Origin of the sequence: Yoonia maritima (assembly GCF_003003285.1) — a bacterium.
Taxonomy (GTDB): domain Bacteria; phylum Pseudomonadota; class Alphaproteobacteria; order Rhodobacterales; family Rhodobacteraceae; genus Yoonia; species Yoonia maritima.
Genome location: NZ_PVTP01000013.1, coordinates 1 through 26,575, shown reverse-complemented (window position 1 = coordinate 26,575; position 26,575 = coordinate 1). Strand labels below are relative to the sequence as shown.

Genomic DNA, 26,575 nt, shown 5'->3' with positions numbered 1-26,575 from the left:
GGACCCATGAAATTCACCCTCTCCTGGCTGAAACAACACCTTGAAACTGACGCATCCGTTGCGGAAATCGAGGAGGCGCTGACCGACCTTGGGCTTGAAGTCGAAGGTATCGAAGACCCGGCCGCAAAGCTGCGCGATTTTACCATCGCCAAAGTCGTTCACGCCGAAAAGCACCCTGACGCTGACAAGCTGAAGGTTTGCAAGGTGATCTCGAACGAGGGCGAGACACAAATCGTCTGTGGCGCACCGAACGCGCGCGAAGGTATAACTGTCGTTCTGGCGAAACCCGGCACCTACATTCCCGGTCTGGATATCACCATCAAGGTTGGCAACATCCGCGGCGTTGATAGCTTTGGTATGATGGCCTCTGAGAAAGAGCTGGAACTGTCCGACGAACATAACGGCATCATTGAACTGCCATCTGGTGAGGTTGGCGAAAACTTTGCCGATTGGCTGGCTGCGAATGATCCGTCTAAGGTCGATCCCGTGATCGAGATCGCGATTACCCCGAACCGTCCCGATGCATTGGGCGTGCGTGGTATTGCCCGTGATTTGGCGGCACGTGGTCTGGGCAAGTTGAAGCCGTGCGACGTTGATCCTGTCGCGGCATCGTTCAAGTCTGACATGACCGTATCAATTGATGACGATACGCTTGATGGCTGTCCTGTATTCTATGGTCGCTTGATCAAAGGTGTAAAAAACGGCCCAAGCCCGGAATGGCTGCAGCAGCAGCTGCGCGCGATTGGTTTGCGTCCGATCAGTTTCCTTGTCGATGTGACCAACTGGTTCACATATGATCTAAACCGTCCGCTGCACGTGTTCGATGCGGACAAGGTCGCGGGTAACCTGCGTGTTCATCGTGCTAAGGGTGGCGAAACCATCACTGCACTAGATGACAAAGAATACACACTGCAGGCTGGCCAGATGGTCATTTCTGACGACAAAACCGTTGAAAGCATCGCTGGCATCATGGGCGGCGCTGACACTGGATGCACCGAAGATACTGTGAACGTGTTCGTTGAAAGCGCCTATTGGGATCCGATCCAGATCGCTTACGCCGGTCGTGCACTAAAGATCAATTCAGACGCGCGGTATCGTTTTGAACGCGGTGTTGATCCGGCCTTCACACCCGAAGGGTTAGAGCATGCCGTGCGTATGATCGTGGATCACGCGGGTGGTGAGGCATCTGAGGTCGTTCAGGCCGGCGCGGTTCCTGATACCGCACGCGCCTATAAGCTGGACGCCAAGCGCCTGATCAGCTTGGTCGGGATGGATATCCCCGAAAGCACGCAGCGTCAGACACTGACCGCCCTTGGCTTTAGGCTCGAGGGTAACATGGCGCATGTGCCGTCATGGCGCCCTGATGTTCAGGGCGAGGCTGATCTGGTCGAAGAGGTCGCGCGTATTGCGTCGCTGACCAAGCTCGAAGGTAAGCCGCTGCCACGTATGGATGCTGGTGTGCCAAAACCAATTTTGACCGAAGGCCAGACCCGTCAGAAAAACGCGCGCCGGACCGCCGCTGCACTTGGTTACAACGAATGCGTTACCTACAGCTTTATCGACCGCGAGGCCGCGACGCTGTTTGGCGGTGGTGATGATGCGACGATGCTCGAGAACCCGATCAGTTCGGAAATGTCGCATATGCGTCCAGCGTTGTTGCCCGGTCTGTTGCGTGCTGCTGCCCGCAATCAGGCGCGTGGTTTCATGGATATGGCATTGTTCGAAGTCGGTGCAGCCTTTCACGGCGGTGAACCGGGCGAACAGCATAACCTCGTTTCTGGTGTTTTGATTGGTCGCACTGGCCCCAAGGATGTGCACGGCACGTCCCGTCCGGTTGATGTCTATGATGCCAAAGCAGACGTAGAGACCGTGCTGGCGGCAATCGGTGCACCTGCGAAGGTACAAATTCTACGTGGTGCGCGTGAATGGTGGCATCCGGGCCGTCACGGCAAAGTTTGTCTTGGACCGAAAAAGGTTCTGGCCGTCTTTGGTGAACTGCATCCAAAGGTGCTGCGCGACATGGATATCAAAGGGCCAGCGGTTGGCTTTACCGTTTGGTTGGATGAAATCCCGACGCCGAAAAACAAATCTTCAACGCGTCCAGCACTTGCTGCGACTGACCTGCAAGCTGTCGAGCGCGACTTTGCTTTTGTTGTTGATGCCGATGTCGAGGCGCTGACGCTAGTCAATGCCGCCGCCGGTGTAGACAAAGTGTTGATCACCGATGTGCGTGTCTTTGATGAATTCATTGGTGGTTCGCTGGGGGAAGGCAAGAAATCCCTTGCCGTAACAGTTCGCCTGCAACCCAAAGATAAAACTCTCAAGGATGCAGATATCGAAGCGGTCAGCGCGAAGATCGTTGATAAAGTCGCTAAGGCCACAGGCGGAACGCTGCGCGGGTAATCCCGTGTTGGCGTTTGGTGTGAAGCAACTAAAGGAGCAGAAAATGCTAAAGGTGTATTTGTCAGGTGAAATCCACACTGACTGGCGTGACCAAATCACGGCAGCGGCTGGTGATCTGGACGTTAGCTTTTCTGCTCCGGTGACTGATCACGCAGCGTCTGATGATTGCGGTGTCGCGATTATGGGCGCAGAGCCGGACAAATTTTGGCATGACAACAAAGGTGCGAAGCTAAACGCGATCCGCACCCGTCACGCGATTGAGACTGCTGATATCGTCGTCGTTCGGTTCGGTGACAAATATAAACAGTGGAATGCAGCCTTTGATGCGGGATACGCCGCTGCGCTTGGCAAGTCACTGATCGTGATGCATGGCGATGACCACCAGCACGCCCTGAAAGAGGTGGATGCAGCGGCCCTTGCTGTTGTGCAAGAGCCGGCGCAGGTCGTTGATATCTTGCGCTACGTGCTTAGCGGACAGCTGCCCTTATCAAGCTGATCCAGTCGGGTCAGGAATGGTTTTGGCCTTTTGAACGGCTGGGCGTGCAAAAAACCGCTCAACATATGCAGGCACGTTTTTCAGGTCATGATAGCCGACTTCGTCCTTGGTTCCATAGAACTCTAACGCGTTGACCCAAGGGGCGATTGCCATGTCCGCGATAGAGTAATCACCCGCGACCCAGTCTTGCCCATCTAGCTGTTTTTCAAGCACGCTCAAAAGGCGGATTGCCTCATCACGATAGCGTTCGCGCGGGCGTGGATCTTCGATCTGGGAACCCGCGAACTTATAAAAGAAACCCATCTGCCCCAGCATCGGCCCGAGACCGCCCATTTGAAACATCAGCCACTGGGTCACGCGTGCCTTGTCAGTTGCTGTCGTGCCGATGAATTTCCCAGTTTTTTCAGCAAGATAAAGTAGAATAGCACCACTTTCGAAAATGCCAATCGGGCCATCGGGTCCGTTGGGGTCAACAATGGCTGGAATCTTGTTGTTTGGGTTAAGCGACAGGAACGCCGGGCTTTTCACATCGTCGTCGTTAAGGGTCACCAAATGCGCCTCGTAAGGCAGGTTCATTTCTTCGAGCGCGATAGAAATTTTGACCCCGTTTGGAGTGGGGTAAGAGTAAAGTTGAATGACCGATTTATCTTGGGCTGGCCAACGTTCGGTAATCGGAAAATTTGTAGCATCAATCATCAGTTGAATCCTTTGTGTGGCTTCGTTGTTTTCAAGTAGGGGGAACGCATGGAAATAAAACCCATGATTTTGTTCGTAAAACTGCGTAAATATGTGCGCACATGCGCAGCTGGCGTAGGATCAGCGCGCCAAAAAGGAAGTGGGACAACACATGATCAACGAATTCAAAGACTTTATCGCCAAAGGCAATGTCATGGACATGGCCGTTGGTATCATCATTGGTGCCGCCTTCACAGCGATCGTGACATCGCTTGTTGGTGACCTGATCAACCCAATCATCGGCCTTGTGTCTGGTGGTGTCGACTTTACAAATAAATACGCTGTTCTTGCCGGTGAAGTGCCAGCCGGTGCATCTTTGGAAGCCGCGCGCGAAGCGGGTGCGTCTATTTTTGCTTATGGTTCTTTCATCATGGCAGTCATCAACTTTTTGATCATCGCGTTTGTTGTGTTCATGCTGGTTAAGATGGTGAACCGTGCAAAAGATGCCGCTGCAAAGGAAGAAGAAGCAGCACCTGAAGCACCAAAAGGTCCAACACAAGAAGAGCTTCTGGCTGAAATCTTGGTTGCACTGAAGAAATAAGCTTAACGTTGTTAAGCATGAGGGCCCGTCATTGCGACGGGCCTTTTTTATATCTTAAGCGCTAAAATTGGCGGTAGTACGTCAAGATCTAGCGCCTTGCCGACTGCGGCATAAGTTACTTTGCCTGCGTGAATATTTAAGCCGCGCAAAAGATGTTCGTCGTCTTTACAGGCCTGTTTCCAACCTTTGTCCGCCAAGGCGAGCATATAAGGCATCGTGGCATTTCCCAACGCGATGGTCGATGTGCGCGCAACGGCGCCCGGCATATTGGCGACGCAATAATGCATAATTCCATCCACACTGTAGATCGGGTTTTCGTGGGTCGTAACGCGTGATGTTTCGAAACATCCGCCTTGATCAATAGCGACATCGACAAGCGCTGCACCGGGTTTAAGTTCAGACAGTTGCGCGCGGCTTAACAATCTGGGTGCCGCAGCACCATGAATGAGCACTGCACCGATAATGAGATCGGCTTCTCTTGCGAGATCAATAACGTTGCCCGCGCTTGCGAAATTGGTTTTAAAACGTCCACCATACATTTCGTCTAAGTAGCGAAGTCGAGTAAGCGAGCGGTCTACGACAGTCACATCCGCGCCCATACCAGCAGCTATTTTGGCCGCCTGTGTTCCGACAACACCCCCACCAAGAACCGCAACATTTGCAGGGCTAACACCGGGGACCCCGCCCATAAGAACGCCGCGACCGCCGTTTGCCTTTTGAAGTGTCCATGCCCCCATTTGCGGTGCAAGCCGACCTGCGACTTCGGACATCGGCGCGAGCAGGGGTAACCCCCCTGCATCATCTGTTACTGTCTCGTAGGCGATACATGTGGCGCCAGAGTCCAGCAGATCGTCAGTCTGTCCGAGATCCGCTGCAAGGTGCAGATACGCAAAAAGAAGCTGCCCTTCGCGTAGCATTTTTCGCTCTGGTGATAGGGGTTCTTTTACCTTCACAATCATTTCAGCGTTGCCATAGACCTCAGCAGGGGTGCCGACAATCGCGGCACCTGCGTCAATATACGCTTGATCTGCGAACCCTGCGCCTACTCCCGCGCCAGTTTCGACAGTCACGGAATGCCCGTGGGCGATCGCCTCTCGTGCTGCATTCGGGGTAATGCCGACGCGAAATTCCTGCGGTTTTATTTCTTTGGGGCAGCCAATATGCATGTACGTCTCCTACTAATTACAACCCTAAGTGCATTTTGACGCATTTTTCTGGGTATTTTGATTGTCTGTGGTGGTGTCGGCCGTAAAATTGTGCGTATGTTTGGTCTTTAATAGAATGATTGTGCGTGGAATGGATCTAGACACGATTGATCGGCGAATCTTGCAGGTTTTGCAGAAGACTGGGCGCGTATCCAACGCGGAACTTTCTGAGGTTGCGAACCTGTCACCTTCGGCATGCCATCGCCGTGTGCAGCGAATGGAAAAAGAAGGCTATATTCGCGACTATGTGGCGCTTTTGAACCCGCGTAAGGTCGGGCTGCCAACAACTGTGTTCGTTGAGATAACCTTAAGCGCACAAGCGGATGAAGTGTTGGATGCGTTCGAGCGTGCCGTTGCATTGGTGCCTGATGTTCTTGAATGTCATTTGATGGCTGGCACCGCCGACTACTTGCTAAAGGTTGTCGCAAACGACACCGAGGATTTTGCACGTATTCACCGCCGGTACCTTGCACGGTTGCCGGGCGTCGCGCAAATGCAGTCATCGTTCGCGTTGCGAACCGTACGCAATACAACAGCTTTACCAGTTTAGGCATTGGTTACCCCTAATCGCTGTGGGTATGTGTATCGTGCCATCGCGATCTGTGCGCAGTGGCCGTTCGTTGATTGTGTATCACCGCCGATCAATTTTCTACGCCCCCATACGAATGAATGAACATCTATCTGTCGCCTTGATCGACCTTATCTAAATATTTCATATTTGTTATGTATTCTGAGGTATCAGTATCGGTGCAAAGGTATAGCTCTGGGTTAGGCGGTGTTTAGAAAACGTCATTGGCCGGTTTCAGGTCGAAACGGTTGTAGATCGCTTCGACGGGTAGGGATTAAATTCGCGGACTGTGGGGTGCCCCTTTCCCTTAACGGCGTAGCGCGTTAATAGGCCTTTGATATAACGAAGGAGCCAGCCAAATGGGTTATAGAATCGTCGTCGTCGGTGCCACCGGAAACGTGGGCCGCGAAATGCTGAACATCCTTGATGAACGGGAATTCCCAATCGATGAACTGGCCGTTCTTGCCAGCCGTAAATCGCTGGGTAGCGACGTCAGCTTTGGTGAAAAGACCCTGAAGACTAAGGATCTCGACACCTTTGATTTTACGGGTTGGGATATGGCCCTGTTTGCTGTCGGTTCTGACGCAACAAAGAAATACGCGCCAAAGGCAGCCGCGGCTGGTTGTGTCGTTATCGATAACTCTTCGCTTTACCGCTATGACCCAGATGTTCCACTGATTGTTCCCGAAGTGAATGCCGAAGCGATCCACGGCTATTCAAAGAAAAACATCATCGCGAACCCGAACTGTTCAACCGCACAAATGGTTGTCGCGCTAAAGCCGCTGCACGACCGCGCAACGATCAAGCGCGTTGTGGTTAGCACATATCAGTCCGTATCTGGCGCTGGTAAGGGCGGCGCTGACGAACTTTGGGATCAAACCAAATCGATCTACAATCCGACTGACAACAAACCACCACGCCAGTTCACCAAACAAATCGCGTTCAACGTCATTCCGCACATTGATGTGTTCATGGAAGACGGTTCCACCAAAGAAGAGTGGAAGATGGTCGCAGAAACGAAAAAGATCGTCGACAAGAACATTAAGGTCACCGCGACTTGCGTACGTGTGCCCGTATTTGTTGGCCATTCAGAAGCGATCAACATCGAATTCGAAGATCACCTTGATGAAGACGAGGCACGCGAAATCTTGCGCGAGGCACCGGGGATCATGGTGATCGATAAGCGCGAAGATGGTGGTTATGTCACACCGGTCGAATGTGTCGGTGATTTCGCGACGTTCATTAGCCGTATCCGCCAAGACAGCACAATCGACAACGGTTTGAACCTGTGGTGCGTGTCAGACAATCTGCGCAAAGGTGCCGCACTGAATGCAGTACAGATTGCCGAAGTGCTGGGTCGTGAGTGCTTGAAAAAGGGGTAACAACCCGGTTTAGTATTGATAACGAAAAGGGCGTCTTCGGCGCCCTTTTTCGTGTCTAAATAGCGGGATTACTGATTATGGTGACTGTTTTGACCCGTACCGAACCTGATGCACGCCCGTTGGTCGGGGTCGCGCTTGTTACGCTGGCAGTGCTGTTTTTTGCGCTGGGTGATGTCCTGACCAAAGGGCTGACTGCCCGCTATCCAATTCCGATGATTGTCGCTGTGCGGTATTTGGCGAGCCTTATTTTGCTCGCGGTCTTTGTTTGGCCGCGCATGCGATCCAGGCTTTGGAAAACTGAGCGTACGGGGTTGGTGCTGTTAAGAGGATGCACGCTGGCTTTGGCGTCTTTGACGATGGGGTTGGCGTTGCGGCTGATGCCAGTCGGTGAAACCATCGCCATCATGTACGTTTCTCCGTTCGCGGTAATGGCGATTGCAGTGCCGTTGTTGGGCGAAAAGGTCACGCCGGTAGGTTGGTTCTTTGCGATTCTTGGCTTTTGCGGCGTGCTGTTGATTATGCGACCCGGTGGAGGGCTTGATCCGGTCGGGGTGCTGTGGGCGTTATTGAATGCGGCCTGCGCTACGGCCTATCATTTGTTGACGCGTGTGTTGTCGCGGACAGAAACAAGCATCGCATTGATCTTTCATGTCACTTTGGTGGGGGCCATTTTCTTTTCGGTTTTGGCGCTGCCAACGCTGAACGACCCATTGCCAAGCTTGCCCGACTTTGGCGCGATGGTTTTGCTTGGCGTGTTTGCGACTTCTGGACATTTTCTGTTTGCGGTTGCGTACCGTCATGCGCCAGCGTCACTCATCGCGCCTGTGAATTACCTGCATTTGGTTTGGGCGGCATTGTTGGGTTGGCTGGTCTTTGGTGACCTACCTGACGGTATATCGATGATCGGTATTGCAATGATCATCCTTGCGGGTGTGTGTCTAGCGCTGCAGTCGCACCTTCAACGTCATTAGCGGGGTTTGCTGCGCCACATAATGATTAAGCCAGATGCCACGATCAACGCACTGCCGAACAACATGTTGGTGCTGACGCTTTCTTTGAAAATAAAGACACCGCAGGCGCCTCCAAACAGCAGTCGCGAATATCTGAACGGGGTCACCGCAGACACTTCACCTGTGCGCATGGCTTTCATCAAACCAGCATAGGCGGCCGCACCGACTAATGATGCGCCGCAGAGGTGCAAAGCCGTTGGAAGGGTGATGGTTGCGAATGATACGCCTTCATAAACCGAATAAATGAGGCCTGCGGCCACGACGGCAAGAAATCCAAAAAACCCAAGCGCTGCAGTCCCGAGCGTCTTAGGCGCCGCGCGGCTTGCTAGATCGCGACCTGCAAAGCCGAGCATCCCAAGTACTGCCAAAATTGACAACGTAGAAAAGCTATCACTGCCGGGTTGGATAATGATAAGCACGCCAATCAGCCCAACAACAATCGCGATCCAACGGCGTGGCCCGACCTTTTCACCAAAAATCAGCGCCGCGCTTGCGACGACGACAATTGGTGTAGCTTGTAAGATTACTGTCGCAGATGACAGCGGGGTAAGTGCAATAGCCAGCGCATAGAATAGGCGGCCCATAACCTCGAATAGGACCCTGATCCGCATTGGGCGCGAAACAACATCAGCGCTAAGAAGTGGTGTTTTCGTTAGGAATGCCGCTGCGGCAAATACAATCGCGCCCCCAGTGCCAAACAAAATCAATAGCTGTCCAATAGGTAGGGTCACTGCAGCTGCTTTGACAAATACGTCTTCAATTGCAAAGCACGCCATCGCAGCGATCATCCATAGGCTACCAACCAAATTGGCCTGCCGATCCAATGTGTGTTGGTCTTGCATACTGATCCTGCTGAGAATGGGTCGGCCATGTGTGAGCGGCTTTGGTTTGATGGTCAATTGAACATTATAAAATAATTTTCGATTGCGACCAAGGATTTCCCCGTGACGCGCGTCATACAGTGTACAACTATCAAGCGAAATTTGCAGGAGAACTCATATGTTTCGCCCACTTCTGACCACAAGCCTTATTGCGCTCTGCGCTCCCGCCTTTGCCGATACATTCACTGGCGACGCCAGCGTCGACACAGTCACGATTTATCCGGGGCTGGCGACGGTGACCCGCCAAGTCACGTTGGATTTACCTGCTGGCCAACATGAAATCATCGTGCCTGGTCTTCCCGAACAGCTTGCGACCGAGAGTTTACGCCTTTCTGCCCCGCAGGGCGTTCAGCTTGGCGCGGTTAGTCTTGCACATGACCGTTTGCCAGTGACCCCGGATCAAACATCGCCCGAAATTCTGGCTGCAAAGGACGAGGTTGCGCGTTTAGAAGATGTGCTACGTCAGCGTGACGCAGAGATTGCAGAAGTTCGGTTGCAAGTCATGGCCGCCGAAGAACAGATCGCGTTCCTTCAGAGCCTATCACAGGCCAGTGCTGGCGAGACCTTAACCACGAGTAGCATCACCGATATTCAGGCGCTTGCGCAAATGGTCGGGGCGGAAACGCTTGCGGTCCGCAAGGCCGCCTTTGCAGCAGAGCAAGAGGCGCAGGCATCTGAACGCGCCCGTGAAGATGATGTCGAAGCGCTAGACGCGGCACAGCGCGCGCTTGACGCGCTCATGGCGCCAGAGCAAGATGGATCGGTCTTGACCTTCTCTGTTGTTACGGCAGAGGCAGGCGAGGTGACGATTGACGTCAGCACGCAAGAAGGCTTCGCCAATTGGTCCCCTGTTTACGATATGCGGCTGACGACGGGGGATGCGCCGACACTTGACTTAGATAGGTCCGTAGTGGTGGCTCAACACACCGGTCAAGACTGGACAGACGTTAAACTGGTACTGTCTACGGCGCGTCCGGGCGAACAAATCGCCCCAAGCGGCGTTTGGGCGCCGTTGCGCAGAATTGTATCAGAGGACGACCTTCAGCGCGAAAAGATGATGCGCACGATGGAGGACGGGATCTCGATGGAAGCTTCGGATATAATGGGTTCATTGGCGTCGCCGCTAACGCCCGCCCCCAGTGTGCAAGCGACGGCGGACTTTAGTGGCGCGGCGGTTACTTATACTTATCCGGGTCGCGTCAATATCCGTAACGGCGTGGATGACTTGCGGTTGCCACTGGATACTCTGTCGCTTGATGCGGATGTTTGGGCCGAAGCCGTCCCTAGTCGCGACAACATCGCCTACCGCGTCGCAGAGTTTACTAATGATACGCAGGAATTGTTGCTGCCGGGTAAGACCCTGATGTTTGCTGATGGCACAATGATTGGGTTCTCTAACTTGCCCATGATAGCAGCTGGTTCTGAAACCCAAATGGGATTTGGTCCGTTGGATGGCATTGTGCTGAATCGGATGACACCAAACAAGTCAGAGGGCGAGCGCGGCGTGTTTTCCAGCAGCAATCAGCTGGAAGAAGAGGCTGTGATTACGGTCGAAAACCTGACTGGCCAAGACTGGGACGTGCTGCTGCGTGATGCAGTGCCATATTCCGAACAAGACGACCTAGAGGTCGAGGTCACTGCCAGCCCAGCTGTGACGCGTACCAACCCGGATGGCCGTCGCGGCATTCTGGAATGGGACCTATCAGTGCCAGCAGGTGAGAAGCAAGAAATCACATTAGATTACACGCTTACATGGCCGTCGGGGTATGTACTTCAATAAGGGTGGATCAAGATCCACCCTACGGGTGCCACGCTAGATTGGTTTGGTCTAACGTGGCACCTCATGAGGATGACCTAAGTTGCGTCTAGCAAATGAATGAAGGGACGCTAGCCGCAAAGTTACCTCGATTTCTTATTAAACTTTTGGTATTAGGTGGACGTCCTTAGCATCATCGGCGGGTAAGATTTTGCGAGGAGATCAGCCGGGACGTTGAAAAACGTAAAAGGATGTCCGCTGTCCTCTTGGCACCAATACTATTCGTGGCAATGGAAAGGCCTAGATGCAAATTACCGGCGACTACCTTGTCGACTTTGGCGTTCCGCTTTCTATTATTTTATCGGTCGTCATAGGGATAACTAATAAGTCTTTCGCGAGTAAGTTTATTTTGGTCGCGGGCGGTTTACTGTTCTTTGGTGCCTACATTTCTGTTCTGATTTTTGGGAATGATTGCGTTGGGCGTCCCGGAATTGGTTATAAGCGATGCTCGAGTTTCTCGGGGGCGGTTGCCGATATGGCGTCGAGCTTCAACGCATTTGCTATTTTCGCTTATGTGTTTCTTGCCGCTCCGCTCTTTCTCGTCGCGCTTATTTTGGAGTTCAGGTTCCGAAGTACTGAACGGTAAATAAGGTTGAATGCCACCAGCTGTTTGCCAGAAATAGAGCTGCGAATTTAGATTAGTTGTAGTTTCGAATCTTGACACATGAAGTCGAAACAGTGTGCAGAGCCGTTCAACAAAAAGGGCCCCAAGTGGGGCCCTTTTTGTTTTACATATTCGGATAGTTCGGCCCATCGCCGCCTTGTGGGACTGTCCATGTGATATTCTGGCTTGGGTCCTTGATGTCGCAGGTTTTGCAGTGGACGCAGTTTTGGAAGTTGATGACAAAGCGGGTGTCTTTGCCTTCTTCCTCTACATACTCATAGACGCCAGCTGGGCAGTAACGTGCGGCGGGGCCAGCGTATTTGGGCAGGTTGATGTTAACCGGCACCGACGGGTCTTTGAGGTGTAGGTGGGCAGGTTGGCTTTCCTCGTGGTTGGTAAAGCTGAATGCCACGTTTGTAAGCCGGTCAAATGACAGCGTGCCATCGGGTTTGGGGTAGTCGATGACCTTGTGCTTGCTGGCCTCTTCGGTGGCGTCCGCGTCGGATTTGCCGTGCTTGAGAGTGCCAAGCAGTGAGAACCCGAATGTGTTGGTCCACATGTCCATGCCGCCAATCGCAAGCGAAGCGAGTAGACCGTATTTTGACCAAAGCGGTTTAACATTCCGGACTTTTTTCAGGTCATCGCCGATTTCGCCATCGCGTACGGTGGTTTCGTAATCGGTGAGTTCGTCGCTTTGATGACCTTCTTTGAATGCTTCAACCGCTGCTTCGGCAGCCGCGATGCCTGATAGCATTGCGTTATGGTTGCCTTTGATGCGTGGGACGTTGACCATGCCCGCGGAACAACCTAGTAGCGCGCCGCCGGGGAATGTCAGCTTTGGCATCGACTGATAGCCGCCTTCGGTAATTGCGCGGGCGCCGTAAGCGATGCGCTTACCACCCTTAAGCAGGTCGGCGACCATTGGGTGATGCTTAAATCGCTGGAATTCCATGTAAGGGAACAGATGCGGGTTCTTGTAGTTCAGGTGGACAACAAAGCCGACGTACACTTGATTGTTTTCAAGGTGGTAGATGAATGATCCGCCACCTGCGTTGCCGCCCAAAGGCCATCCCATCGTGTGGGTGACTGTGCCTTCTTTGTGCTTGGCCGGGTCGATTTCCCAGATCTCTTTCATGCCAACGCCGTATTTCTGAACGTCGTGACCAGCGCCTAGCGCGAATTTCTCGATGACTTCTTTGGATAGTGATCCGCGCACGCCCTCGGACAGGAACACGTATTTACCGTGCAGCTCCATGCCGGGCTCGTATGATGGACCTTGGCTACCATCTGCGCTTTTGCCGAATTCGCCAGCTACGACGCCTTTGACTTCGCCGTTGTCACCGTAAACCAATTCAGAGCACGCCATGCCGGGGAAGATTTCGACGCCTAGCTCTTCGGCTCGTTCGGCCATCCAACGGCAGACGTTGCCCATCGACACGATGTAGTTGCCGTGATTGTTCATCAGCGGTGGCATAGCAAAGTTCGGCACGCGAATTTGGCCTGCTTCGCCAAGCATGTAGAAATTGTCTTTCTCGACGGGCACGTTCAGGGGCGCGCCTTTTTCTTTCCAATCAGGGATCAGTTTGTCCAGACCACATGGATCAAGCACCGCGCCAGAAAGAATGTGCGCGCCAACTTCGGACCCTTTTTCTAGAACAACGACGTTCAGATCAGCATCAAGTTGCTTCAGGCGGATCGCCGCTGATAGGCCAGCAGGCCCTGCGCCAACGATTACTACGTCATATTCCATCGCTTCGCGTTCAATCTCGGCCATCGACAAATCCTTCACTTGTTGGGACTGCTGCCCCCTTTTAATCGGTTGCAGCAAGGGTTACCTGATGCGTGATTGTGGGGCAATCAAGACACAACGTCAAAAGCAGATGCCGCGACACGTGATCGCGGCATAAGGCTTGACTTTGATCACCCCACTTAGGCTATGAACGTTCGATTGACACTTTTTACCCCCGGGAGCGGATGCAATATGGATAAGATTCCACTCACACGCGCAGGCTTTGATAAATTAGATGCCGAACTTAAGCATTTGAAAACAGTTGAGCGCCCCGCAATTATTCGCGCCATTGCCGAAGCTCGCGAGCATGGCGACCTGTCCGAGAACGCGGAATATCATTCTGCGAAAGAAAAGCAGTCCTTTATCGAAGGCCGCGTAAAAGAGCTAGAAGGCGTAATTTCACTGGCTGACGTGATCGACGTGGCCAAGCTAAAGGGCACCGTGAAATTTGGTGCGACAGTTGAGCTGGTCGATGAAGACACCGACGAAGAAAAAACCTATCAGATTGTGGGCGAGTATGAAGCCGACATCGAAAGCGGTAAGCTGAATATGCAGTCACCCTTGTCACGTGCCTTGATTGGTAAAGACGAAGGTGACAGTGTCGAAGTTCGGACACCAGGTGGTGTGCGTAGTTATGAAATCCTAAGTATCATTTATAAGTAAAAAGGTGCCGTGTTATGGCGCATCGATCAACCAACGGATCGACAACGGGTGGCGATGGGCTAACCCGTTTTGACCGCACCGCTTTGGGGCTTGCGGTCGGCTGGCTTGTTGTTGTCAGCCTGTTTTTCTTGATCTTGCCGCCGGGAGTATTCACCGACGCAGGCTTTGACAGTCTGCGTTTTGTGATGTTGCTGGTCGCGATCTTCATGCCTGTGATGATGATTGCCGTGGTTGCTTTTGCTGCGCGGTCACATCGTGCGTCACGTGATGAATCGTTTCGAATGCAGGCCGCGCTTGATGCGATGCGCCAAACCCGCGCCTCACAGCCCGCACCGCAGCGCCCGGCGGCAGCATCTCCTGCTGCGGCAGCGCGCCGCCAGCCACCAGAGTTGCGGGCCCAGACAGCAGCACCAGTTGCTGATCCACCGGCAGAGCCATCCCCACCTATCCAGCAATTATCGCATATTGATTTGGTGCGTGCGCTGAACTTTCCCGACAACGAAGATGACGTCGAAGGGTTTGCTGCGCTACGCCGTGCCTTACGTGACCCTGATGCCCGTCAGATCGTACAATCCAGCCAAGATGTGCTGACCCTGCTGTCGCAGGATGGCATTTATATGGATGACCTGCATGCAGATCCGGCACCAGCTGAACTATGGCGCCGATTTGCCAAAGGTGAACGTGGTGAGGGTATCGCTGGGCTGGGTGGCGTGAATGATCCTGCGCATCTGGTACCAACTGCCAAACGCATGACCGAAGACACGATCTTTCGTGATTCTATGTCGCATTTCCTGCGTCGCTTTGATCAGACGGTTGCGGCCTTTGAAATCAACGCCAGCGATGATGATTTGCTTGCCTTGGCTGAAACCCGGACGGCACGTGCCTTTATGCTGCTAGCCCGCGTGAAAGGCAGCTTTGAATAAGCAAGCCGGGTGACAAGATAGTCATGGTGCGCTAGCCCTTTACCAAACGAAAGGGGCTAGCAATGAAAACCATTTCTGAAAACCGCTGCTACGGCGGCACCCAAGGGGTTTATTCCCACGCTTCTGAAACCTGTAGTTGCGATATGACTTTCGCGGTTTTTCTTCCCGAAGAGGCTGCTTTTGGTCCGGTTCCCGTTTTGTGGTTCCTGTCGGGTCTGACGTGCACCCATGAAAACGCGATGACCAAAGCGGGTGCGCAGGCATGGGCCGCCGAACAAGGGATTGCGATCATTTTTCCTGATACATCACCACGTGGCGAAGATGTCGCCGACGACGAGGCCTATGATCTTGGAAAAGGGGCAGGGTTCTACATCGATGCGACCGAGGAGCCTTGGAGCAAACATTACAAGATGTGGAGCTATATCGCGGATGAGCTGCCTGCGCTGGTCGGCGAGAACTTCCCGCTTGATATGGAGCGTCAGTCTATTTGTGGACATTCCATGGGCGGTCACGGTGCGCTGACGTTCGCGATGGCGCTGCCCGGCCGTTTCCGGTCTGTCTCTGCCTTTGCGCCGATCTGCAATCCGCTGAAAAGTGACTGGGGTCGCAAGCAATTCACGGCCTATTGGGGCGCGGATGAATCCAAATGGGGACCACATGACGCCAGTGTCCTGATGCAGGGCGGCGGGTTTGATGGCCCAATCCTGATTGACACGGGAACAGACGATCAGTTTGGTGACCTACTTGGAACCGAGGCGCTCGCGCAGGCTATGGCCGCAAAACGCCAAGAGGGCACTATCCGTCTGCAAAAGGGATATGATCACTCGTATTTCTTCATCTCGACCTTCATGGAAGATCACGTGAACTTTCACGCCGAGGCGCTCTACGCATGATATACGTTGATGCCGACGCCTGCCCGGTCAAAGCCGAAGTAGAACGCGTCGGTACCCGCCATAAGTTAAAGATGTTCGTCGTTTCTAACGGCGGCATCCGGCCTTCGGCTAATCCATTCGTTGAAACCGTGGTGGTCCCCGATGGCCCCGATGTGGCTGATATGTGGATCGCCGACCGGGCAACCAAAGGCGATGTGGTCATCACGGGTGACATCCCGCTTGCCGCGCGGTGCATCGAAAACGGTGCGTTGGTGCTAAAGCATAACGGCGAACCGCTAACACAAGCCAACATCGGCAACGTACTTGCGACTCGTGATCTTATGGCAGACATGCGCGCCGCTGACCCGTTCCGTCAAGGCGGTGGCAAGCCCTTTAGCAAGGCCGACCGCGCCCGTTTCTTAGACGCGCTCGAACGAATGGTGCGACAGGCAGCGCGGTAGCCAAGTCTGGCGTTTACACCCTGTAAGCGACTGCTAAGGTGGCCCTAATTGGAAAATGAGGGGCCAACATGGCAGATATTCAGGCTGTTATTTTTGACATTGGAAACGTGCTAATTGAGTGGCAGCCAGAGCGGTTTTACGACCGCGTTATTGGCGCTGATCGTCGCAAGGCTATGTTTGCCGATATTGATCTGCACGGGATCAATGATCTGGTGGATCGTGGCCATCATTTCCGCGACACGATTTATGCTGCTGCTGAAGAAAACCCCGAATGGCGTGACGAAGTCCGCATGTGGCATGATAATTGGTCCGACATGGCGACCCCGACCATCGAGCATTCTGTACGTTTGTTGCGTGCATTGCGCGTGGCTGGCGTGCCAGTTTTTGCGCTTTCTAATTTTGGTATTCAGACGTTTGAAATCGCAGAACCTGTCTATCCGTTCCTGAAAGAATTCGACCGTCGTTATATCTCTGGTCATATGCAAGAGGTTAAACCGGGCCACCGGATTTACGAAATGGTCGAGGAAGACTGCGGCATAGCGCCTGCCAGGTTGCTGTTTGCCGATGATCGGGCGGACAATATCGCAACTGCTGCGGAACGGGGTTGGCAAACCCATTTGTTTACCCACCCACAAGGCTGGGCTGATAGGCTGGTGGCTGAAGGGCTGCTAACACCAGAAGCCGCACAATGACCGTGATGATCCCTTTTGCTGAGGGGCAACAGCAGCTTGATTGGCTCGCATTGACGGATGCCTTGGCCGATGGGCACAAACTGAAAAAGGCTGATGTCGCGGATGTGTTTTTGTACGAGGGCGATAAGACGCTTTTGAATCGATCCGCGTGGATTCCCGGGATGGGCCTCGCCGTGAAATGCGCGACAGTGTTTCCGGGCAACCGCGCTGTCGGCAAGCCAATGGTCGGCGGTGCCGTGAACTTGTTTTCTGACGAGGATGGATCGCTTGAAGCAATTGTCGATTTCCATCTTGTCACCAAATGGAAAACCGCTGGCGATAGCCTGCTTGCCGCACGTCGCTTGGCGCGACCTGACAGTAAAAATATTCTGATCGTTGGTGCCGGGACAGTCGGGCATGGGCTGCGGGAGGCCTACGCTGCGGCTTTTCCTGATGCGCAGTTTACTGTGTGGAATAGATCGCCCAAAGGCGCTGATCGGTTCAAAGAGGCATTTCCCGATGTCTATATCGAAGAAGACCTTGCCGAGGCCGTAAACCGCGCAGATATTGTGACCTCGGCTACGATGTCGACCGAGCCGTTGATCAAAGGTGAATGGCTACGACCCGGTCAGCACATTGACCTTATCGGTGCGTATCGTCCCGATATGCGCGAAGTTGATGACGCCGCGTTGCAGCGGTCGCGCATATTTGTCGATAGCTTTGACACTACGGTCGATCACATCGGAGAGATCAAAATTCCGCTCAAAACGGGGGCAATTACCCAAGACCGTATCGTGGCGGATTATTATGGGCTAGACCAATTTGTACGCACTGATGATGCCGAAATTACACTCTTTAAAAATGGCGGTGGTGCACACCTTGATTTGATGACGAGCCGCTACATACTGGCGGCATGGCTAGCGCGGGGCGTGACCTAGCCAAAGAACGGGACGGAAAGTAATGTCGTATCTAGTTTACTTGGGGCTGTTTGTTTTTGTGGCGGCTCTGCCCATCATTCTGGAATTGCGACGCAAACCAGTCAGCGAAGAAGAACGCGGCCAAACAACGGGTGATTTGGCGCAGCTAAGCCAAGGCGTTACGCACTATCGTTGGATTGGCCCGGTGCGCGGACCGGTTGCCGTTGTTGTGCACGGGGTGTCGACGTCTTCGGTCGCGGTTGAAGGTCTTGCACATGGGTTGGGAGAGTTAGGCTATCGGGTCTTGGTCTATGATCTGTACGGTCGTGGATTGTCGGCTGTCGTATCCGGTCGGCAGAACCGCGCATTTTTCTTGCAACAACTGACCGATATGCTCGAGCATCAAGGGCTGACTGAGGATATTACTCTTGTTGGCTATTCGATGGGTGGGTCGATTGCGACGGCGTTCGCGTCAGAGAACCCACACTATATTAAACGTGTTATCCTTGTCGCTCCCGCAGGCGTGATGACCGAAGAAAGCAAGTTTTCACGGTTTTGCCGTCGGTTCCCGCTAATTGGCGATTGGGCGCATGGGGTGTTCGCGCGACGTCGTGCGCGCAAGGCGATCCCGCGTTCAGGTAACAGCCAGATGGCAAGCACGGTTTATGCAGCGCAGCGCCAAGAACTAAAGCGCCGTGGCTATTTGCCCGCGGTCTTGTCCAGCCGTCGTGGTATATTGTCAGAAGTTCAAGAAGCCGATCATCGCCGCCTTGCTCGGTTGGATGTACCGACAATCGCAATCTGGGCCGAGAAGGACCACGTCATTCCTATTCGTGCGCTGGGCGTGATGGCGCAATGGCACCGTGATGTCCTGCAAGAGGTTGTACCAGATGCTGGCCATGCCATGCCATATACCCATTGCCCACAATTAATGCAGGCCATCGGCAAAGCGTTACGTTCCTAAAGATCAGGCTGGCACCGCAGCGGCTGGCCTGTTTTCTTTGATTGGCAGGTGAACGATTGCGCTGAACGCCCCGATGCCGACGCCGACCCACCAAACATGGGAATAGGTGCCGTAGATGTCGTACAGCTTGCCACCCAGCCAAACGCCCATGAATGATCCCAACTGGTGTGAAAAGAAGACGATCCCATAAAGCGTCCCCATATATCTGATCCCATATAGGTGCGCGACGAGCCCAGATGTCAGTGGAACAGTCGCAAGCCATAGGCTGCCCATTCCGACTGAGAACAAGATGACACTGAACGGGGTAATTGGAAAGATGATGAATGCTGCGGAAATGATCGTCCGGCCAGCGTAAATTCCAGCCAGTAAATATTTCTTAGAATAACGATTACCTGCCCAACCAGCGAGCAAGGTTCCTGCGATGTTGGCAAGTCCAATCAAAGAGATAGCAACAGCGCCAAGCCTGCTTGTTGTCGTGATGCCCATACTGGCAAGAAGACCGCCTTGCTCAAGCGGCCCGCACATTTCGGTGACAAGCGCAGGGAAGTGGGCGGTGACAAACGCAAGCTGATACCCGCAGGAGAAGAACCCAAGGAAGATGAGCGTGTAAGACGGATCTTTGAAAGCGCGGATCAGGATGGTGCCCATGCTTTCTTCGAGCTCGGCCTTGGTTGCTTGGGCAGGGCTGCGCATCATCGGCAGAACCAGCAGCGTGGCCATGATCATGCCTGCGAACGCGACGAAGGTGGATTGCCATGTCATGAAACCTAGCAAATATTCAGCAAGCGGCGCGCCAAACACTTGGCCAGCTGACCCCGCAGCCGTCGCAATAGCGAGCGCCATCGACCGGTTTTCGGCGGATGCTGCACGCCCTACGACGGCAAGGATCACACCAAACCCGGTTCCAGCAATCCCGAACCCGACAAGGATTTCATAGAATTGATGTGCTGCTGGTGTGGTTGCACCTGCGGACAAGAGCAGGCCGGCCGCATAAAACAGTGCCCCCATAATGATCGCTTTGCGGTCACCAATTTTCTCGGCAATTGCGCCAAAGATTGGCTGTCCGATACCCCAAGCAAGGTTCTGAATCGCAATCGCTAGGCTGAAATCCGAACGCAGCCATCCGAATTCAGAGGCGATCGGAATCTGAAACACCCCAAATGATGCGCGGATCGCGAAACCGGTCATGATGATCAGACATCCCGCGACAAGAACGGGGGTGATAAGGGGGGCTTTGTGTTCCATGTGCCCAGTTCGCGCGGCCACCAGACAATTGTCAATTATTCAATTGTACCGACACGCTTTTCATCATTGCGGTGCCGGGGTATCCCACGGCTATGACAGTTCAAAATGCATATCAATCCGCTGTTGCTGCGGGCACTCTTAATTCTGATGACGCACAGATCGCGGTCCTTCCCGAGCTTGAGCGTGTTCGCACGGCACTGGCCACCCCGGTTAAGCGTGGGTTGTTCCGCAAGGCGCCGCCGCCGGTGCCTGGTCTTTATATGTGGGGCGGGGTTGGGCGCGGTAAATCCATGCTGATGGATCTACTTTATGATCAGGTCGATGTGCCTAAGCGTCGCCGACATTTCCATGCGTTCATGCAGTGGGTGCATTCTGAAATGACCGAAGCCCGCAAGCAAGGCGTCGACGATGCGATTGCCCCTGTCGCCGCTAAATTGGCGGATGAGGTCCGGTTTCTTGCGTTCGATGAAATGCAGATCACCGATATTACAGACGCCATGATTGTGGGCCGCTTGTTCGAAGCCCTATTTGCAGCGGGTGTCGTTGTGGTTACGACGTCAAACCGCCCGCCCGATGATCTTTATAAAAACGGTTTGAATCGCCAGTTGTTCACGCCGTTTATCGCGCTGATAAAAGAACGGATGGTGGTCCATGAACTGGTCAGTGATACGGATTACCGGCAGGACCGTCTTGCCGGTAAACAAAGCTATTTCACCCCAAACGATGACGCCGCGCGGGAAGCGATCAATGAAATATGGGACCACCTAAGTAATGGTAAGTCTGAATCGCTGGTTTTGCATGTCAAAGGCCGAGAGGTCGAGCTTCCGGGTTATCACAACGGTACGGCGCGGGCGAAGTTTTATGACCTTTGTGGTCGGTTCCTTGGCGCTGCGGATTATCTGGCGTTGGCCGACGCGGTACGGGTTCTGATTCTCGAAGATATTCCGGCGCTATCGCGTAGCAACTTTAACGAAGCCAAACGGTTCGTTACACTTGTTGATGCGCTTTACGAAGGCAAAGTGCAGTTGATCTGTTCAGCGGCCGCCGAACCAGAGATGCTGTACCTCGAAGGTGAGGGCACATTCGAATTTGAGCGCACCGCCAGCCGACTACGCGAAATGCAATCGGCTGACTGGGGGACTTAGATACCGACGAATGCTTCGGCTTCTGGATCGTAGGCCTCAAGGGTGCCTTCGCCGATGTCGTTCCACAGACCGTGAATTGATAATGTGCCGTCTTTGACTGCCTTTTCCACGAACGGGAAAGTCATTAGGTTTTCTAGGGACACAAGCACAGCACCTTTTTCCAGCGCGCGCAGACGCGATTCTTCGTCGCCTTCGGGCAGTGCATCGAAACCGGGGCGCAAGATATCCATCCAGCGGCCAACAAAACTGCCTTTTTCTTCAAGTTCGGGCGCGTTGCCTGAACACATATGATAGCAGCCTGCGACGCCGCCGCAGCTTGAGTGACCGAGAATCACAAGATGCGACACCTTTAACGCGGTTACCGCATATTCGACTGCTGCCGAGGTGCCGTGTTGGTTGCCATCAGGTTGGAATGGCGGCACCAAGTTGGCGATGTTGCGGTGGATAAAGAATTCACCCTGATCCGCACCAAAGATTGATGTGACATGCACACGGCTGTCGCAGCATGAAATAATCATGGCGCGCGGGCGCTGACCTTCGTCAGCAAGGCGACGATACCAACCTTTGTTGTCTGCATAGGTTGTTGCTTTCCAGCCATGATAGCGGGTGACCATGTAAGCTGGCAGTGGGCGGGCGAATTTCATTGCGGGCTCCCTAGCGATTTCGAACGAAACTATTTCGTATTTTCGGAAATTTCGAGCGGTTTTTCACGCCGTTATCAACCTTCTGAAAACTAAGCTTCGCTAGATTTAGATTTATGGAAAAAAATACCACTAAATTCGCACTTCAACGGGACGCTTACGATGATGTCGTTATCTTGTGCTGTTTGGACAAATTGCAGTTCGATCCGGTACCCTTGCAGCGCTTATTCGCAGCCAAAACAGAGGAGGAAGCAGAGCAAATTGTTTGTAGAGTGTTAGAGGAGTTAGCCACCCAGTTGGCTGGGTTACAACAAGGGCTTGCTGCACAAAACTTTGCTGTGATGCTAAAGCTGTGCCGCAAAATTCGGTTGGTCGCAGAGCAAATTGGTCTTACCGAAATGGCGATTACCGCCGGTCATATCCAAACCTGCCTTAAACAATCCGATGGCATCGCATTAGAGGCGACATTGGCCCGGCTGGAACGTGCGTTTGACTTTGCCGTGAGCGAGGTGTGGAATTTCCGCCAAAGGTGACGCCTGCACTTGCGGCGCCATCGCAGCGCGGTAATCTAGCAGCAACACTGACGTGATAGGACGCACCCCATGTTGCTTAACTTTGCCACCGACACTGCGAACGCAATTCCACTGCATGTGGTCGAAGCGGACGGTCTGAATGATGCGCTTGCTGAACTCTCAGCTTTTCAACAGAATTGGACTGTTACGCAAGGGTTCAAAGCGGGGTTGGGGCAGGTTGTCGCGATCCCAGACGCGGATGGTGCCATTGCGCAGGTGCTTGTTGGGTATGGGACAGCGGACAGTCGTGCGCGCGGCCGGTTTCATATGGGTGGCATTGCGGCCAAGCTGCCTGATGGTGTGTATCAAATCGCAAGCGGCCTTGCTGGTGCTGTCCTAGAAGAGGCGGCGTTGGCTTGGCTATTGTCTCAGTATAAGTTTGACCGTTATGCGCCGTGCCGCGCGACTGATGCACAGTTGGTCGCGCCCGATGCAATTGATGCGGACCGCATTGCGATCATCGCAAATGGAGAGGCCCTGATCCGAGATCTGATTAATACCCCTGCATCGGACATGGGCCCGCAAGAGCTTGAGGATGCGGCGCGTGCGTTGGCCGCTGAGCACGGTGCAAAGATGAATGTCACGCTTGGTGATGAATTGGTCAAAGCGGGTTTTCCAATGATTCATACGGTCGGACGCGCATCGTCACGCGCGCCGCGCCTGTTGGATATGCGCTGGGGTGAAACTGGCCCGCAGTTGACGTTGGTTGGTAAGGGTGTGTGTTTCGACACGGGGGGCCTGAATATTAAGCCGGGGTCATCTATGGGGCTGATGAAAAAGGATATGGGTGGTTCCGCGACCGTGTTGGGGCTGGCTCATATGATTATGGGGCTCGGCGTGCCTATCCGCCTGCGGGTGCTGATCCCTGCCGTTGAAAACAGCATTGATGGCGATGCCTTTCGCCCACAAGACATTCTGATGTCGCGTAAGGGGCTAACGGTTGAAATAAACAATACTGATGCCGAAGGGCGATTGGTCTTGGCCGACGCGCTGACCCTTTCGGATGAAGATAAGCCAGAGCTGGTGATTTCCATGGCGACGCTAACCGGCGCAGCCCGTGTCGCCGTCGGCCCTGACCTGTCACCGTTTTACACGGACAGCGATGCGCATGCTGCCGCGATTAGCGATGCAGCGCGCGTCGTTGCCGACCCCGTGTGGCGGATGCCCTTTCATGCGCCTTACGAGGCAATGATTGAACCGGGCATTGCCGATCTTGATAACGCGCCCAAGGGCGGGATGGCCGGAAGCATCACAGCAGCACTATTCCTGCGTCGCTTTATCGAAAGCCCATATATCCACTTTGACATTTATGGTTGGCAGCCCACAGCGGCACCGTCCCGCCCGAAAGGTGGTGTTGGAATGGGCGCGCGTGCTGTACTTGAAGCACTGCCAAAATTGCTGAACCTATGACCGATCATAGGGTAACACCCGCGAATGGTCGGGTTGCGGCGATGTCCCTTGCTGGTAAGGTTAAGGCAGAAAGCTATGTTACTGGCTGGCCGATGATGATCAATCGCCCGGTTGTAGACTTTTTGCGTACACCAGATGGCGCCCGTGATCGGCAGTTGTTAATTGGCGCGATCATCACCGTTTTTGAAGACCGCCAAGGTTGGTCCTTTGTGCAGGCCGCTAACGGATATGTTGGCTATGTGCGGTCCGAACAATTGTCGAAACCCCTTGCCGTAAGTCATTTCGTGGGAACCATGGCGACCCACGCGTATAGCGAAGAGGATTTTAAATCTGAACCTGCGATGGCATTACCTTTTGCCGCGCGCGTTCAGGTGTTGAATGAACGACGCAACTTTTGGGAAACGAACGTTGGTTATGTCTCTAAAAAGCATTTGCGCGCGGTGGACCGTCCGTTCCTAGATCCAATTAACGTGGCCCAGATACATTTTGGTGTGCCCTACCTTTGGGGTGGGGATTCTACGCGTGGGATTGATTGTTCGGGATTGATTTCGGCAAGTTTGACTGCCTGCGGAATTCCGTGTCCGGGCGATAGTGACCTGCAATGCGATGTTGTTGGAACCGATGTGCAGGGTGAATTACAGCGTGGTGATATTGTGTTCTGGACAGGTCATGTCGGTATGATGGTGGACACAGAAACGATGTTACACGCCAGTGCAACACCTATGGCGACCGTCTATGAACCCGTAAAAAAGGTTATTGCCCGGGTCGAGGTTCAAGGGCACGGCGGGCCGATAGCGCGCCGTCGCCTTTAGTGCAAAGTTGCATGTGCCGGTGCTTGGGCACGTGGCATAGGCTGTCCTCGCATCAGCATGGTCTTCAACGCCAGCCCTAAATCAGACGCCAATGATGTGATCAGCGGCGCAATGTCTGCACGCACCAAAAGAGTTGCGATTAACAACGCGTCTTCGCGATCACCTTCGGTTGCGGTTGCCACAAAGTTGGCGAAACACGCTTCGTCAGCGCCAAGGCAGCTGCATCCGACTGCATGACGCATCAGTGGGCGGCGTCGATGTTCGGTGCAAATTGCAAACAATTGCTCTAGTGTCTTAAGTGTCGCGCGACCGTGCGCCTGACCTAACCCCATTGAAAGGTCATTCCATACGGCCTCCTGTGAATCAGGGCCATCGCACCACATGCGGAAATACAGAACGATGCAGGCTTCCAGTCGGGGCTGATCTGACAATTGACCGACGGCTGCGCCGCCCTGTTTGCGAGCCGCCATATTCATTTTGTCAGGATCAATTTACCAGCACGCGTGATGCGTAATGTATAAACTTGGTCGCGCAACACGATGTGCGCTTGGTCGCCATCTTGGGTCAGAATATCTGCGTTATAAGTCGGTAGGTTTTGGGTCGCTGCCGGCTGTGGGCGTGGGACACTGTGGAATGACATTTTTGCGCTCCTTGCGGTGACTATTGTTGTCGAAGAGCTGCGACCACCCGGTTGGGAGACTGGAAGATGCATCGCCTTCGTCCTTTCATTTTCATGATCGGGCTAGCTGTCGTTTGAACAGGTGGCTGGATACAGCGCCTACATTCGTTGAAAGCGCCTAAAAAGTCAATCCGACTTTTTTAGTCAGGTATATTATTTTCTATTCGACTGATCGGATCAGCTTGCGTTCGAGCACGCGCAAAACCTGTTTCAAATCGTTACCGCGCTTTAAAACGCGCCCATCCATGCCGATGACGGCGTATTGCCCCTGTTTCAAACGCAGCTTTGGGCGTTTTTCGATACGGTAAATAGGATGTTCTGCTGCGCGCCGGAAAATCGAAAACACAGCTACCTCACGTAGGCAGGATATGCCGTAATCGCGCCACTCTCCAGCTGCGACCATTCGGCCATACAATCCAAGAATCACCCCAAGCTCTGTTCGGTGAAATGCAATTTGCGGTGGATGTGAAAACGGTTCGGGGGAAAGAATAGTCATATGTAAACGTCGCGCTAAACGCCCTGAAAATCAAGCATACAAGCTAAATGACACTGTTTTGCCGCAAAATGACCGCTATGCCGTCGCAGGCATTACCAACTCGGAACACAACTCACTGCGAGTCTAGCCTTATAGCAAATGCTACCCCGGTGTTGCGGCTCATAGCCCCCACCTTGTTCGTGACGCCGGGGACTATTTTTTCAAATTTTAGCCGCAGGTAACCGACGTAATGATTTCATTTGCGTCAATGCGAAAATTAATGCGCTCTTGACGATAGTCCATCGTTACGATGTCGTCGGGGCGAATGGTCCGGACCATTCCTAAAATCAAAACTTTCTCAAGCGCGGTTGCTTGCTGTCCGACAAGAGCGGCATGGCTGTTTGCATTACAGGTATCTTCCTGGGCAGTTGGAAGGCTGGGCGTGGTTGTCGCGCAAGCGGACAGAACCAAAAATGGGATGATATACTTCATGACCTAACAATGAAGGTTTTCGCCGCCGACACGCAAGTCAAAACAAAGTCTTGGTTGAAGTTGCGTGCCATTTGGCAGATCGTCATTTCAACAAACTAGGAGACGAAGAATGCGTACACGTGCCGCGGTCGCTGTTGCAGCTGGCAAGCCACTTGAAGTGATGGAAGTGAACCTCGAAGGGCCGCGTGCCGGTGAGGTTTTGA

General features: G+C 53.5%; 29 protein-coding genes. 19 read left to right on the top strand and 10 right to left on the bottom strand.

The genetic code is table 11. From position 1 onward, the window contains the following. The first annotated feature begins 6 nt into the window (after positions 1-6). The gene (gene pheT / locus CLV80_RS15800) at positions 7-2,403 is read left to right on the top strand and encodes a phenylalanine--tRNA ligase subunit beta (protein WP_106358910.1); all 2,397 of its coding nucleotides are present in this window, start codon (positions 7-9) and stop codon (positions 2,401-2,403) included. 43 nt (positions 2,404-2,446) lie between these two features. After that, entirely contained in the window at positions 2,447-2,899 is a 453-nt protein-coding gene (locus tag CLV80_RS15795) for a YtoQ family protein (RefSeq protein WP_106358909.1), read from the top strand. On the opposite strand, the gene CLV80_RS15790 is transcribed toward CLV80_RS15795, so the two are convergent. Then, a complete protein-coding gene (locus tag CLV80_RS15790) occupies positions 2,891-3,595 on the bottom strand; it encodes a glutathione S-transferase family protein (protein WP_106358908.1) in 705 nt (234 codons plus the stop codon). The genes CLV80_RS15795 and CLV80_RS15790 overlap by 9 nt on opposite strands. A gap of 151 nt (positions 3,596-3,746) precedes the next feature. Here CLV80_RS15790 and mscL point away from each other — a divergent pair, with 151 nt between their 5' ends. After that, on the top strand, positions 3,747-4,175 hold the full coding sequence (gene mscL, locus CLV80_RS15785; protein ID WP_106358907.1) for a large conductance mechanosensitive channel protein MscL: 429 nt from the start codon (positions 3,747-3,749) through the stop codon (positions 4,173-4,175). Positions 4,176-4,222: 47 nt separating this feature from the next. Here mscL and ald read toward each other — a convergent pair whose 3' ends face one another. After that, positions 4,223-5,341 (bottom strand): alanine dehydrogenase, encoded by a 1,119-nt coding sequence (ald, locus tag CLV80_RS15780; RefSeq protein WP_106358906.1) that lies wholly within the window; start codon positions 5,339-5,341, stop codon positions 4,223-4,225. 130 nt (positions 5,342-5,471) lie between these two features. Here ald and CLV80_RS15775 point away from each other — a divergent pair, with 130 nt between their 5' ends. From CLV80_RS15775 to CLV80_RS15765, 3 genes are all read left to right on the top strand, one after another. Beyond that, positions 5,472-5,930 carry an Lrp/AsnC family transcriptional regulator gene (locus tag CLV80_RS15775; protein ID WP_106358905.1) on the top strand — a complete coding sequence of 153 codons (459 nt, stop codon included), beginning with the start codon at positions 5,472-5,474 and terminating at the stop codon, positions 5,928-5,930. A gap of 377 nt (positions 5,931-6,307) precedes the next feature. Continuing rightward, the gene (locus tag CLV80_RS15770) at positions 6,308-7,330 is read left to right on the top strand and encodes an aspartate-semialdehyde dehydrogenase (RefSeq protein WP_106358904.1); all 1,023 of its coding nucleotides are present in this window, start codon (positions 6,308-6,310) and stop codon (positions 7,328-7,330) included. A 77-nt stretch (positions 7,331-7,407) separates the two neighbouring features. Further along, entirely contained in the window at positions 7,408-8,301 is an 894-nt protein-coding gene (locus tag CLV80_RS15765) for a DMT family transporter (RefSeq protein ID WP_207766603.1), read from the top strand. On the opposite strand, the gene CLV80_RS15760 is transcribed toward CLV80_RS15765, so the two are convergent. Further along, entirely contained in the window at positions 8,298-9,182 is an 885-nt protein-coding gene (locus CLV80_RS15760; protein ID WP_243394599.1) for a DMT family transporter, read from the bottom strand. The genes CLV80_RS15765 and CLV80_RS15760 overlap by 4 nt on opposite strands. 157 nt (positions 9,183-9,339) lie before the next feature. Here CLV80_RS15760 and CLV80_RS15755 point away from each other — a divergent pair, with 157 nt between their 5' ends. Together CLV80_RS15755 and CLV80_RS15750 are read left to right on the top strand one after the other, a co-directional pair. Further along, a complete protein-coding gene (locus CLV80_RS15755; protein WP_106358903.1) occupies positions 9,340-11,001 on the top strand; it encodes a mucoidy inhibitor MuiA family protein in 1,662 nt (553 codons plus the stop codon). A 280-nt stretch (positions 11,002-11,281) separates the two neighbouring features. Beyond that, complete coding sequence (locus tag CLV80_RS15750) at positions 11,282-11,623, top strand: hypothetical protein (RefSeq protein WP_106358902.1); 342 nt, start codon at positions 11,282-11,284, stop codon at positions 11,621-11,623. Positions 11,624-11,765: 142 nt separating this feature from the next. Here the strand turns inward: CLV80_RS15750 and CLV80_RS15745 are convergent, their stop codons facing one another. Further along, complete coding sequence (locus tag CLV80_RS15745) at positions 11,766-13,415, bottom strand: electron transfer flavoprotein-ubiquinone oxidoreductase (protein ID WP_106358901.1); 1,650 nt, start codon at positions 13,413-13,415, stop codon at positions 11,766-11,768. Between the two features lie 207 nt (positions 13,416-13,622). On the opposite strand from CLV80_RS15745, the gene greA reads away from it, so the two are divergent. The 7 genes from greA to CLV80_RS15710 all read left to right on the top strand — a co-directional run bounded on the left by greA (position 13,623) and on the right by CLV80_RS15710 (position 18,901). After that, positions 13,623-14,093 (top strand): transcription elongation factor GreA, encoded by a 471-nt coding sequence (greA, locus tag CLV80_RS15740; RefSeq protein ID WP_106358900.1) that lies wholly within the window; start codon positions 13,623-13,625, stop codon positions 14,091-14,093. Between the two features lie 14 nt (positions 14,094-14,107). After that, positions 14,108-15,016, top strand: a complete 909-nt coding sequence (locus tag CLV80_RS15735; RefSeq protein ID WP_106358899.1) for a hypothetical protein — start codon at positions 14,108-14,110, stop codon at positions 15,014-15,016. A gap of 62 nt (positions 15,017-15,078) precedes the next feature. Further along, positions 15,079-15,909, top strand: coding sequence for an S-formylglutathione hydrolase (gene fghA / locus CLV80_RS15730; RefSeq protein ID WP_106358898.1), 831 nt, complete (start codon positions 15,079-15,081; stop codon positions 15,907-15,909). Further along, entirely contained in the window at positions 15,906-16,349 is a 444-nt protein-coding gene (locus tag CLV80_RS15725; RefSeq protein WP_106358897.1) for a YaiI/YqxD family protein, read from the top strand. Before fghA ends, CLV80_RS15725 begins: the two co-directional genes overlap by 4 nt. 68 nt (positions 16,350-16,417) lie before the next feature. After that, positions 16,418-17,041, top strand: a complete 624-nt coding sequence (locus CLV80_RS15720) for an HAD family hydrolase (RefSeq protein WP_106358896.1) — start codon at positions 16,418-16,420, stop codon at positions 17,039-17,041. Beyond that, a complete protein-coding gene (locus tag CLV80_RS15715) occupies positions 17,038-17,958 on the top strand; it encodes an ornithine cyclodeaminase family protein (RefSeq protein ID WP_106358895.1) in 921 nt (306 codons plus the stop codon). Before CLV80_RS15720 ends, CLV80_RS15715 begins: the two co-directional genes overlap by 4 nt. A 22-nt stretch (positions 17,959-17,980) precedes the next feature. Beyond that, positions 17,981-18,901 (top strand): alpha/beta fold hydrolase, encoded by a 921-nt coding sequence (locus CLV80_RS15710; protein ID WP_106358894.1) that lies wholly within the window; start codon positions 17,981-17,983, stop codon positions 18,899-18,901. A gap of 3 nt (positions 18,902-18,904) precedes the next feature. On the opposite strand, the gene CLV80_RS15705 is transcribed toward CLV80_RS15710, so the two are convergent. Then, positions 18,905-20,146, bottom strand: coding sequence for an MFS transporter (locus CLV80_RS15705; protein WP_106358893.1), 1,242 nt, complete (start codon positions 20,144-20,146; stop codon positions 18,905-18,907). 92 nt (positions 20,147-20,238) lie between these two features. Between CLV80_RS15705 and zapE the strand changes: the two genes are divergently transcribed. Next, positions 20,239-21,291, top strand: a complete 1,053-nt coding sequence (gene zapE / locus CLV80_RS15700) for a cell division protein ZapE (RefSeq protein WP_106358892.1) — start codon at positions 20,239-20,241, stop codon at positions 21,289-21,291. Here the strand turns inward: zapE and CLV80_RS15695 are convergent. Further along, the gene (locus tag CLV80_RS15695) at positions 21,288-21,935 is read right to left on the bottom strand and encodes a carbonic anhydrase (RefSeq protein WP_106358891.1); all 648 of its coding nucleotides are present in this window, start codon (positions 21,933-21,935) and stop codon (positions 21,288-21,290) included. The genes zapE and CLV80_RS15695 overlap by 4 nt on opposite strands. A gap of 113 nt (positions 21,936-22,048) precedes the next feature. Between CLV80_RS15695 and CLV80_RS15690 the strand changes: the two genes are divergently transcribed. The 3 genes from CLV80_RS15690 (at position 22,049) to CLV80_RS15680 (ending at position 24,726) form a co-directional block, all read left to right on the top strand. Continuing rightward, positions 22,049-22,465 (top strand): hypothetical protein, encoded by a 417-nt coding sequence (locus tag CLV80_RS15690; protein WP_106358890.1) that lies wholly within the window; start codon positions 22,049-22,051, stop codon positions 22,463-22,465. A gap of 69 nt (positions 22,466-22,534) precedes the next feature. Further along, on the top strand, positions 22,535-23,914 hold the full coding sequence (locus CLV80_RS15685) for a leucyl aminopeptidase family protein (protein ID WP_106358889.1): 1,380 nt from the start codon (positions 22,535-22,537) through the stop codon (positions 23,912-23,914). Then, the gene (locus CLV80_RS15680; protein ID WP_106358888.1) at positions 23,911-24,726 is read left to right on the top strand and encodes a C40 family peptidase; all 816 of its coding nucleotides are present in this window, start codon (positions 23,911-23,913) and stop codon (positions 24,724-24,726) included. The genes CLV80_RS15685 and CLV80_RS15680 overlap by 4 nt, the downstream gene beginning before the upstream one ends. Here CLV80_RS15680 and CLV80_RS15675 read toward each other — a convergent pair. From CLV80_RS15675 to CLV80_RS15660, 4 genes are all read right to left on the bottom strand, one after another. Next, on the bottom strand, positions 24,723-25,202 hold the full coding sequence (locus tag CLV80_RS15675; protein WP_106358887.1) for a hypothetical protein: 480 nt from the start codon (positions 25,200-25,202) through the stop codon (positions 24,723-24,725). The two genes, CLV80_RS15680 and CLV80_RS15675, sit on opposite strands and share 4 nt — an antisense overlap. Next, entirely contained in the window at positions 25,199-25,366 is a 168-nt protein-coding gene (hemP, locus tag CLV80_RS15670) for a hemin uptake protein HemP (protein ID WP_106358886.1), read from the bottom strand. The genes CLV80_RS15675 and hemP overlap by 4 nt, the downstream gene beginning before the upstream one ends. Before the next feature lie 199 nt (positions 25,367-25,565). Further along, the gene (locus CLV80_RS15665) at positions 25,566-25,901 is read right to left on the bottom strand and encodes a DUF2794 domain-containing protein (protein ID WP_106358885.1); all 336 of its coding nucleotides are present in this window, start codon (positions 25,899-25,901) and stop codon (positions 25,566-25,568) included. A 207-nt stretch (positions 25,902-26,108) separates the two neighbouring features. Continuing rightward, complete coding sequence (locus CLV80_RS15660; RefSeq protein ID WP_106358884.1) at positions 26,109-26,372, bottom strand: I78 family peptidase inhibitor; 264 nt, start codon at positions 26,370-26,372, stop codon at positions 26,109-26,111. Positions 26,373-26,575: the final 203 nt, after the last annotated feature.

Bases quoted from the DNA above. Each gene is read 5' to 3' on its own strand.
- CLV80_RS15665 (WP_106358885.1), bottom strand. From the start codon at position 25,901: ATGACTATTCTTTCCCCCGAACCGTTTTCACATCCACCGCAAATTGCA.
- CLV80_RS15660 (WP_106358884.1), bottom strand. From the start codon at position 26,372: ATGAAGTATATCATCCCATTTTTGGTTCTGTCCGCTTGCGCGACAACC.
- CLV80_RS15675 (WP_106358887.1), bottom strand. From the start codon at position 25,202: ATGAATATGGCGGCTCGCAAACAGGGCGGCGCAGCCGTCGGTCAATTG.
- zapE (WP_106358892.1), top strand. From the start codon at position 20,239: ATGACAGTTCAAAATGCATATCAATCCGCTGTTGCTGCGGGCACTCTT.
- CLV80_RS15680 (WP_106358888.1), top strand. From the start codon at position 23,911: ATGACCGATCATAGGGTAACACCCGCGAATGGTCGGGTTGCGGCGATG.
- fghA (WP_106358898.1), top strand. From the start codon at position 15,079: ATGAAAACCATTTCTGAAAACCGCTGCTACGGCGGCACCCAAGGGGTT.
- mscL (WP_106358907.1), top strand. From the start codon at position 3,747: ATGATCAACGAATTCAAAGACTTTATCGCCAAAGGCAATGTCATGGAC.
- CLV80_RS15750 (WP_106358902.1), top strand. From the start codon at position 11,282: ATGCAAATTACCGGCGACTACCTTGTCGACTTTGGCGTTCCGCTTTCT.
- CLV80_RS15745 (WP_106358901.1), bottom strand. From the start codon at position 13,415: ATGGCCGAGATTGAACGCGAAGCGATGGAATATGACGTAGTAATCGTT.
- CLV80_RS15715 (WP_106358895.1), top strand. From the start codon at position 17,038: ATGACCGTGATGATCCCTTTTGCTGAGGGGCAACAGCAGCTTGATTGG.
- CLV80_RS15725 (WP_106358897.1), top strand. From the start codon at position 15,906: ATGATATACGTTGATGCCGACGCCTGCCCGGTCAAAGCCGAAGTAGAA.
- ald (WP_106358906.1), bottom strand. From the start codon at position 5,341: ATGCATATTGGCTGCCCCAAAGAAATAAAACCGCAGGAATTTCGCGTC.
- CLV80_RS15720 (WP_106358896.1), top strand. From the start codon at position 16,418: ATGGCAGATATTCAGGCTGTTATTTTTGACATTGGAAACGTGCTAATT.
- CLV80_RS15775 (WP_106358905.1), top strand. From the start codon at position 5,472: ATGGATCTAGACACGATTGATCGGCGAATCTTGCAGGTTTTGCAGAAG.
- hemP (WP_106358886.1), bottom strand. From the start codon at position 25,366: ATGTCATTCCACAGTGTCCCACGCCCACAGCCGGCAGCGACCCAAAAC.
- CLV80_RS15690 (WP_106358890.1), top strand. From the start codon at position 22,049: ATGGAAAAAAATACCACTAAATTCGCACTTCAACGGGACGCTTACGAT.
- CLV80_RS15760 (WP_243394599.1), bottom strand. From the start codon at position 9,182: ATGCAAGACCAACACACATTGGATCGGCAGGCCAATTTGGTTGGTAGC.
- CLV80_RS15795 (WP_106358909.1), top strand. From the start codon at position 2,447: ATGCTAAAGGTGTATTTGTCAGGTGAAATCCACACTGACTGGCGTGAC.
- CLV80_RS15765 (WP_207766603.1), top strand. From the start codon at position 7,408: ATGGTGACTGTTTTGACCCGTACCGAACCTGATGCACGCCCGTTGGTC.
- CLV80_RS15735 (WP_106358899.1), top strand. From the start codon at position 14,108: ATGGCGCATCGATCAACCAACGGATCGACAACGGGTGGCGATGGGCTA.
- greA (WP_106358900.1), top strand. From the start codon at position 13,623: ATGGATAAGATTCCACTCACACGCGCAGGCTTTGATAAATTAGATGCC.
- pheT (WP_106358910.1), top strand. From the start codon at position 7: ATGAAATTCACCCTCTCCTGGCTGAAACAACACCTTGAAACTGACGCA.
- CLV80_RS15755 (WP_106358903.1), top strand. From the start codon at position 9,340: ATGTTTCGCCCACTTCTGACCACAAGCCTTATTGCGCTCTGCGCTCCC.
- CLV80_RS15685 (WP_106358889.1), top strand. From the start codon at position 22,535: ATGTTGCTTAACTTTGCCACCGACACTGCGAACGCAATTCCACTGCAT.
- CLV80_RS15770 (WP_106358904.1), top strand. From the start codon at position 6,308: ATGGGTTATAGAATCGTCGTCGTCGGTGCCACCGGAAACGTGGGCCGC.
- CLV80_RS15790 (WP_106358908.1), bottom strand. From the start codon at position 3,595: ATGATTGATGCTACAAATTTTCCGATTACCGAACGTTGGCCAGCCCAA.
- CLV80_RS15710 (WP_106358894.1), top strand. From the start codon at position 17,981: ATGTCGTATCTAGTTTACTTGGGGCTGTTTGTTTTTGTGGCGGCTCTG.
- CLV80_RS15695 (WP_106358891.1), bottom strand. From the start codon at position 21,935: ATGAAATTCGCCCGCCCACTGCCAGCTTACATGGTCACCCGCTATCAT.
- CLV80_RS15705 (WP_106358893.1), bottom strand. From the start codon at position 20,146: ATGGAACACAAAGCCCCCCTTATCACCCCCGTTCTTGTCGCGGGATGT.